Source organism: Nocardia sp. NPDC050712 (genome assembly GCF_040654295.1).
GTDB lineage: Bacteria > Actinomycetota > Actinomycetes > Mycobacteriales > Mycobacteriaceae > Nocardia.
Genome location: NZ_JBFAHT010000003.1, coordinates 548,348 through 555,927 on the forward strand (window position 1 = coordinate 548,348; position 7,580 = coordinate 555,927).

The window sequence follows — 7,580 nt, forward strand, 5'->3', positions numbered from 1 at the left end:
CGCTGAACTGCGCGAAGAGGTTTCGGGAGGGGGCGGCGGAGAGCAGGGGGATGTCTCCGCCGCCCGCAGGCCGGCGCCCAGGGGGGTAGGCGGCCGAACCCGAGGGCCAGGTTGTCCAGGGGGGGTAGACAACCCGACCGGGCACTTGACGTGCCGAGAGCCACTGTACACAAAACTCGGACTTTTGCGCTAGTGAGTATTCAAAAGTGGCAGTTATCCATACTGGCGGTCTGTTTCGACCCGGATGTACGGGGCTACTGCCGGTAGCTGGCGAGGAAGTTGCCGAATCGTTCGATGGCCACCGCGAGGTCGCGGGCCCAGGGCAGCGTGACGATCCGCAGATGATCGTGATCGGGCCAATTGAAGCCCGTGCCCTGCACCATCAGGATTTTCTCCTGCAGGAGCAGATCCAGGATCAGCTTCGAATCGTCCCGGATCTCATGCACATTCGGGTCCAGCCGGGGGAAGGCGTAGAGCGCGCCCTTCGGCTTCACGCACGAGACGCCCGGGATCATATTGAGCTTCTCCCAGGCCACATCGCGCTGCTCCAATAGTCGGCCGCCGGGCAGGATCAGATCCTCGATGCTCTGGTGCCCGCCGAGCGCCACCTGAATGGCGTGCTGCGCGGGCACATTCGGGCACAGGCGGGTGGAGGCGAGCAGCGAGAGGCCCTCCAGGAAACCGGCGGCGTGATCCTTCGGGCCGGTGATGACCACCCAGCCGGAGCGGTAGCCCGCCACCCGGTAGGCCTTGGACAGGCCGTTGAAGGTCAGGCACAGCAGGTCGGGCGCGAGCGAGGCCAGCGAGATGTGCTTGGCGTCGTCGTAGAGGATCTTGTCGTAGATCTCATCGGCCAGCAGCAGCAGCTGATGCTTGCGCGCGATATCCACCAGCTGCTGCAGCACCTCGGCGGAGTACACCGCGCCGGTCGGATTGTTCGGGTTGATCACCAGCAGCGCTTTGGTCTTGTCGGTGATCTTGGACTCGATATCGGCGATATCGGGCTGCCAGCCGTTGGCCTCGTCACTGAGGTAGTGCACGGGGGTGCCGCCGGCCAGGCTGGTCATGGCCGTCCACAGCGGGTAGTCGGGCGCCGGGATCAGCACCTCGTCGCCGTTGTCCAGCAGCGCCTGCATGGTCATGGTGATCAGCTCGGAGACGCCGTTGCCCAGGTAGACGTCGTCGACGTCGAACTCCGGGAAGCCCGGGACCAGCTCGTAGCGGGTGACGATGGCGCGGCGGGCGGACAGGATGCCCTTGGACTCGGAGTAGCCCTGCGCGTAGGGCAGCGCGGCGATGATGTCGCGCATGATCACGTCGGGCGCCTCGAAACCGAACGGCGCCGGGTTGCCGATATTGAGCTTGAGGATCCGATGACCCTCGGCCTCCAACCGTGCCGCATGCGCGTGTACCGGCCCACGAATCTCGTAGAGAACGTTCTGCAGCTTCGTGGACTGCTCCAAAGCACGCGGCGGCTGATGCGGTAGATGACTCGGGCTCACCCGATCCATGGTGCCATCCTCGGCAAGGGATTAATCGATGGCCCGCATGCCTAATTACCTGGCGGTATGCCTTTCGCCGCCGTGACGCCGCAGAATTCCTCGATTCGCTCGTCCAGGAACCGCGCCTCGGACGCGTTGCGGAAGGTCGGCGCCGCCATCCGGCGCCGCACCCCGGTGAGCCGGGCCTCCAACTGCACGATCCGCTTGTCCTCGGCGAGCCCCAGCACCGGGTGCAGGGCCTCGGCCGCGCCGTCCAGGCTGCCGTTGATCAGGTGCGCGGCCGCGTTGTCCACCCGGGCCAGTGACTCGGCGCCGTAGGAGCGCTTCTCCGAGGGACCGGTCGCGTAGATCTCGATCGCGCGCCGGGTGGCGGCCAGGGCCGGCTCGGCCTCGCCGAGATGGATGTAGGTGGCGCCGGCGTAGTACTGCGCTTTCGCGTCCGGGAAGCCGAAGACCCCGCCGACCTCGTCGTGCAGATCGTCGGTGGCCGCCAGTTCGCGGGCGTCGTCGGCGGCGCGGATACAGCGGTCGGTATCGGACGGGCTGCCGATCTTCGACCAGATCCGGGCCTCGATGTTGAGCAGCCGCACCTTCGCCGTCGCCGAGTCGGCGAACTCGTGCCCGCTCTGCGCCAGCAGCACGCCGCGGCGCGGCCGCTCCGACCAGTACTCGATGAGCGCGTGCATGCCGCGCGTCCAGGCCCGCAAGCCGTTGTGCCCGCACAGTTCCGCGTACGCCCAGGACGCGCGGATCTGCTCGCCCGCGGCGTCGTAGTACCCCAAATCCGTACTGGCATTTGCCAGCAACCCCGACAGGGTGCCGGCCAGCAGGTAGAGATGCGAGGTGTCGGCAGGGCGCTGATGCCCTTCCAGCAACCGGTACACCCGGCGCCGCACCCGCAACATCTCGACCATCATCGGCACCGGTGGAATGTGCACATAGTCGTTCGCGATGCGCGTGACATCGGCGTCGAGCTGTTCCAAGGTGCTCGTACCCACGTTGGTGCTCTCGGCCTGGCCGGCGTGTTCGCTGGCCTCATGGGCAGCAGCCATGATCAGATCCCTCTCCGAAATCGCTGCTAACGCATCGCCTCTCATCGCACCGGCATCTATGAGAGCCAAAAGGTCCGCGTCGCTCGAATACGTCACGCCGGCCGGACCGGCCGCCGTCTGGAAACCGGGCGCGGCAGATCGATCGGCATCGGGCCCGGGAGTACCCGGATGCTCCATCAATTCCGCGAACCGGGCCCGCACCACATCATCGGACCGTGCCAGGGATGTATCGAGTGCGGCTTGATTGATAGGACGTGGGTGTACCCGGGCCGCGCCCGCTTCCCACTTGGACACCAGACGTTCGTGCACACCCAGGTGGGCGGCGAACTCCCGGATACTCATCCGCTTGGCATCGCGAAGGGCACGGGTCTCTCTTCCTGACCACTGCCTGACCACGATGTCATCCCTTCGACCGAACTCTTTCCCAGGGTACGAGTGCTTTGTGTCTACGGCCACAAACAATTCGATGTCGCTATGAATAGTCGGCGTGGCAACACCCGAGCCGACGAGCAGGGGCAGCGGAAGGGCAGCGGAATGCGGGCAGCAGGGCGTTACCGCAGCCACGTTCCGCAGGCGACCCTTGATGCAGGAGGCAAGGAGTTGGCCGTGAATGTGGACAAACTCAGGACAGTCGACGATTGGGTGGCCTTCTACCGGGACGAGTACGGGTTACCCGTGATCGAACGCGGTGGATTCGCGATGCTGCCCATCAGCGGCCGGGTCTGTGTCGTGCACTTACCCACGGCCCGCGCCGAAAAGGTCAGGGCGGCACTGGAACAGCAAGGGACGAGGGGTCCGATGCTGGCCCGTCAGATCCGCTGGAGCTTCCTCGCCGCGCCGGACAGCCGGCCGGGAACGCAGGTATTGGAGGTACTGAACCGACTCGATATCGGGATACCCGCGATCGGCAGTGCCGTGATGTTGCCGACCGGCCTCGGCCGGTGGACCCGGGAAGGGTGCTTCTGGGTCGGACCGCCGAGGCGCGGCGACACGCTTCCACCGCTGTCCGTCGTCATCACGACGGCCCTGGCGGTGGGAGCGGGCGGCGGGGATTGAAAATTGCGTCGTCGATCCCCGCCGCCGCCCCCGGGCTCCCCGCCTGCCCCGGGGGCGTTGCTATCCGGGCCGGGTCCGCCTCATTTCCACAGTCGACGAGGCGGACTCGGCCGCGGTAGCGCGATGTCCAGGTGTCAGCGGGTCGCTTCGACCGAACTGACCACGTCGGCCGACAGCGGGAAATTCAGGTAGGAGCGCGAAGGGGTGGGCCCGCGCTGGCCCTGGTACTTGGATCCGGCCTGGGCACTGCCGTAAGGGTGCTCGGCCGGGCTGCTCAGCCGGATCAGGCACAGCTGCCCGATTTTCATGCCCGGCCACAGCGTGATCGGCAGGTTCGCCACGTTCGACAGTTCCAGGGTGATGTGCCCGCTGAAACCCGGGTCGATGAAGCCTGCGGTCGAATGGGTCAGCAGACCCAGCCGGCCCAGGCTCGACTTGCCCTCCAGCCGCCCGGCCAGATCGTCGGGCAGCGTACAGATCTCGAGCGTGGACCCGAGCACGAACTCACCCGGGTGCAGCACGAACGGCTCCCCCTCGGCGGGTTCCACCAGGCTGGTCAGCTCATCTTGGCGCTGCGCCGGATCGATATGGGTGTAGCGGGAATTGTCGAAGACGCGGAACAGCCGGTCCAGCCGGACATCGATGCTCGACGGCTGGATCAGGTTCTCCAGCAACGGTTCGACGCCGAGCCGTCCAGCGGCGATCTCCGCCCGGATGTCACGATCGGAAAGCAGCACGCCCAGCAGCGTAGTGCCTGCTAGTTGGCGTGCGTGCCGGACCCCGGGTTCGGGAACCCGCCGTCGCCCGACGCGCCCGAATCGTCGGCACTGAACACCGGACGGTGATGCGGGCCGTTGTCCTCGGCGGCGGGGAACGCCGTCAACGGCGCGGTTTCATGACTGAACAATCCGGGCACATGCCCATCTTCCTGACTCATCAGTCGAGCCTCCTCCGATAGTGACCGAATAGCCAATCGACGGGCCCATCCACCCGAATCAGTTCGATGTTAGCCCTGTCACCGATCAGCCGGGCAGCGCCCGGGGTTTGACCTGCATAAGAGTGAAATCCATTGGCAAGGGGTGGGTTTCGAGCAGGTCGAGACCGGCGCCGGCGCACAGTTCGGCGTAGTGCGCGCGGGTGCGCTCCCGGCCGCCGACGTTGCAGAGCATGTGCACGTCCCAGGCCGGGGCCAGCGAGGGCGTGTTGTCGTCGGGCAGCAGCCGCTCGACGATGTAGAGGCGGCCGTGCGGGGGCAGCGCGGCGGCGCAGGTGGCCAGGATCTGCCGGCACCGGTCGTCGTCCCAGTCGTGCAGGACCCGGGAGAGCAGGTAGACGTCGCCGCCGCCGGGCACCGCGCGGGTGAAATCGCCGGGCACCAGCTCACAGCGGGACAGGCAACCCGCGCGCTCGAGCGCGATCCGCGCGGTCACCAGCGTGGGCGCGCGTTCGAACAGCACGCCGCGCAGGTGCGGCGCGGCGGTGAGCAGGCGGGCGAGCAGGGCGCCGTTGCCACCGGCCACGTCGACGACGGTGTGTGCCGCGTCCAGGTCGATCAGATCGGTCACGTGCCCGAAGATGCCGGCGCTGGCGGCCATCGCGGAGTCGAACAGCTCCGCGCCCTCCGGTGCGGCGGTGAAGTACTCGAAGTGGTGACTGCCGAAGTGGTGGTCGAAGCCGGGGCGGCCGGTGCGGACGGAGTGCTCGAGGTGCGCGAAGGACTGATAGAACGCGCCGCCGTAGAGCAGGGCCAGGGGATGCAGGGACTGCTCGGCCGTAGCGGCGAGCAGCGTTCCGGCCGCGGTGAGCGCGTACCCCGCGCCGCTGGGGCGCACGATGTCCAGATCGGCGAGGTATCGCAGCAATCGGCGCAGGCTGTCCGCGTCGGCGCCGGTGGCCGCCGCGAGTTCGGGCACCGGGCAGCCCGGTGCCGTGGCCAGCCGATCCGCGATCCCGAGGGTCGCGGTGACCGCGAGCGCCTGGGTGGCCCACGCGCCGGTGAGCAGGCGCAGCAGGCCGGTCTTCGGGTCGTCGAGGGCGGCCAGATGCGCCGCGAGCACCCCGGGATGATCGCCGGCGATGTGCAGTTCCAGCCGGTGGTAGGGCAGGCCGTCGGCGTCGGCGCGGAAATACAGCACCGTCAGGTTCTCGTGACCGTTGTAACCGCCACCGTCGCCGCGCATTCCGGCCCGCTGCGTCAGCAGCGCGCACAGCCCGGCGATCTCCACCTCGTCGCCGGTGCTGACGGCCAGGCCGAGGTGCTGTTCGTGCTCGGCGGCCCGCTCGGCGGCGGCGATCGCCCCGGCTTCGGTCTCGCCGGTGGGCAGGACCGCGAAAAGCTCGATGTCGCAGTGCTTCCCGTCGCGGCTGGGCAGCGCCGCGCGCACGATCCGCACGTCCAGCCGGCTCGCCGGTTGCCGGTGCCGCGCGGCGAGCCGGCGGCGGACGACCACGCTCGGCGTCGGCTCGCCCGCGGTCAGACCGCGCTCGCCCAGCGCCGCGGCCAGTTCGGCGAGGTCGCGCGGGAACACCAGTGCCGCCGTGTGGGAGAACTGACATCGCCCGGCGACCGCGGCCCGCTCCCCCGCGGTGAGCGTGGGTAACACAGCGGCCAGGACGGTGGCGGTATCGTGCGCGCGCACGAATTCCGCCGCCGCGTCGATCCGGGCCAGATCGGTCGCATCCATCCCGACCGGTGCTGCCAGAGCGCGAGTCACGCTTTCTCCCTTGTTGTTTCAGATACCGACGTAGTTGTCCGCGAAATAGTGCCGATGACTGGCGGAGGTGCTCAGGCTGTCCAACCGCGCCCGGCGCAGCACGCGCTGGTAGGCGGCTTCGGGGTCGTCCCCGGCCGGGGGATGCAGCAGATCGATCATCCAGTGCGAGAACTCCTGTGCCTGCCGGATCAACGGCAGGCAGCGCTCCGAATAGCTCCGCAGCCCGGCCTCGTCCCCGGTGCGCACGGCCGCGCCGAGCGCGTCCGCCAGGATCGCGGCCTCGGCGATGGCCAGGTTCGCGCCCTTGGCGGCCGAGGGGCTGATCGAGGTGGCGGCGTCGCCGGCCAGGAACAGCCGGCCGTGCTGGATCGGGTCCAGGATCTCCGAGCGCAGCCGCACCAGGCTGCGTTCGATGATCGGACCGCGGGCGGGCGCGCCGAATTGCCCGGCCAGCAGCCGTTCGTCGAGCGCGTTCCAGATCCGGTCCTCGTCCCACTCCTCCACGTCGGTCCCGGGATCGCACTGCAGGTAGTAGCGGGTGATGTCCGGGCTGCGCGGCATCTGCCCGGCGAACCCGGCACCGTGTACGCCGTAGACGACGCTGTCGGAGCAGGCGGGCGCCCGGGCCAGCAGGGCGAGCCAGGTGATGCCGTGATCGCGCACCGCGGGGACCACCGGCACGGCTGTGCGCGCGACGCCGCGCGCGCCGTCGCAGCCGGCGATATAGCGTGCCGCATAACGCTGTTCGCGCAGCACCGCGTCCTCGGCACGCACCCACGGGCGCGCGCTGTCCAGACCGCCGAGCGAGCGCACCGCGGTGTCGAACCGAATCTCCCCACCGCGGCGGCCCAGTTCGGCGATCAGATCGGTCACCAGCAGCTGCTGCGGATACACCGTGTGCGTCTTCCGGCTGCCGAGCTCGCTGTAGCGCAGTTCCAATCGACCTGCCGCGCTGCGGAACTCACACCGGTCGTGCCGCTTGCCCAGGCGGCTGAGCCCCTGGTCGAGACCGTGCTCACGCAGCAGGGCGACACTGCGCGGGCTCAGGAATCCGGCCCGGGCCCGCTGCTCGACATGGGCCCGGCTCCGGCGTTCCAGGACCACGCATTCGACGCCGGCGGCGCACAGCAGGTTGGCCAGCACCAGGCCGGCCGGACCCGCTCCGAGCACGAGAACCGCGGTGTCGGAAATAGTTGCTGGCTCAGGCACCGGCTCAACCTAGAGCACCCGACACCTACTCGGCCGCAACGAAATAC

Annotated in this window: 7 protein-coding genes; 1 reads left to right on the forward strand and 6 read right to left on the reverse strand. The window is 68.6% G+C overall.

Annotated features, from left to right (window positions below; translation table 11 throughout):
- Positions 1-254: 254 nt before the first annotated feature.
- Both AB0H76_RS23050 and AB0H76_RS23055 read right to left on the reverse strand, forming a co-directional pair.
- Entirely contained in the window at positions 255-1,511 is a 1,257-nt protein-coding gene (locus tag AB0H76_RS23050) for a pyridoxal phosphate-dependent aminotransferase (RefSeq protein ID WP_357327467.1), read from the reverse strand.
- A 41-nt stretch (positions 1,512-1,552) separates the two neighbouring features.
- Positions 1,553-2,554 (reverse strand): XRE family transcriptional regulator, encoded by a 1,002-nt coding sequence (locus tag AB0H76_RS23055; RefSeq protein ID WP_357327470.1) that lies wholly within the window; start codon positions 2,552-2,554, stop codon positions 1,553-1,555.
- Between the two features lie 474 nt (positions 2,555-3,028).
- Between AB0H76_RS23055 and AB0H76_RS23060 the strand changes: the two genes are divergently transcribed.
- A complete protein-coding gene (locus AB0H76_RS23060) occupies positions 3,029-3,610 on the forward strand; it encodes a hypothetical protein (protein WP_357327473.1) in 582 nt (193 codons plus the stop codon).
- A gap of 134 nt (positions 3,611-3,744) precedes the next feature.
- On the opposite strand, the gene dcd is transcribed toward AB0H76_RS23060, so the two are convergent.
- The 4 genes from dcd to AB0H76_RS23080 form a co-directional block, all read right to left on the reverse strand.
- Positions 3,745-4,347 (reverse strand): dCTP deaminase, encoded by a 603-nt coding sequence (gene dcd, locus AB0H76_RS23065; RefSeq protein ID WP_357327476.1) that lies wholly within the window; start codon positions 4,345-4,347, stop codon positions 3,745-3,747.
- Positions 4,348-4,367: 20 nt separating this feature from the next.
- A complete protein-coding gene (locus AB0H76_RS23070) occupies positions 4,368-4,547 on the reverse strand; it encodes a hypothetical protein (protein ID WP_357327478.1) in 180 nt (59 codons plus the stop codon).
- Positions 4,548-4,632: 85 nt separating this feature from the next.
- Positions 4,633-6,324, reverse strand: a complete 1,692-nt coding sequence (locus AB0H76_RS23075; RefSeq protein ID WP_357327481.1) for a methyltransferase — start codon at positions 6,322-6,324, stop codon at positions 4,633-4,635.
- Between the two features lie 18 nt (positions 6,325-6,342).
- A complete protein-coding gene (locus AB0H76_RS23080) occupies positions 6,343-7,533 on the reverse strand; it encodes a 4-hydroxybenzoate 3-monooxygenase (RefSeq protein ID WP_357327484.1) in 1,191 nt (396 codons plus the stop codon).
- Between the last annotated feature and the right edge of the window lie 47 nt (positions 7,534-7,580).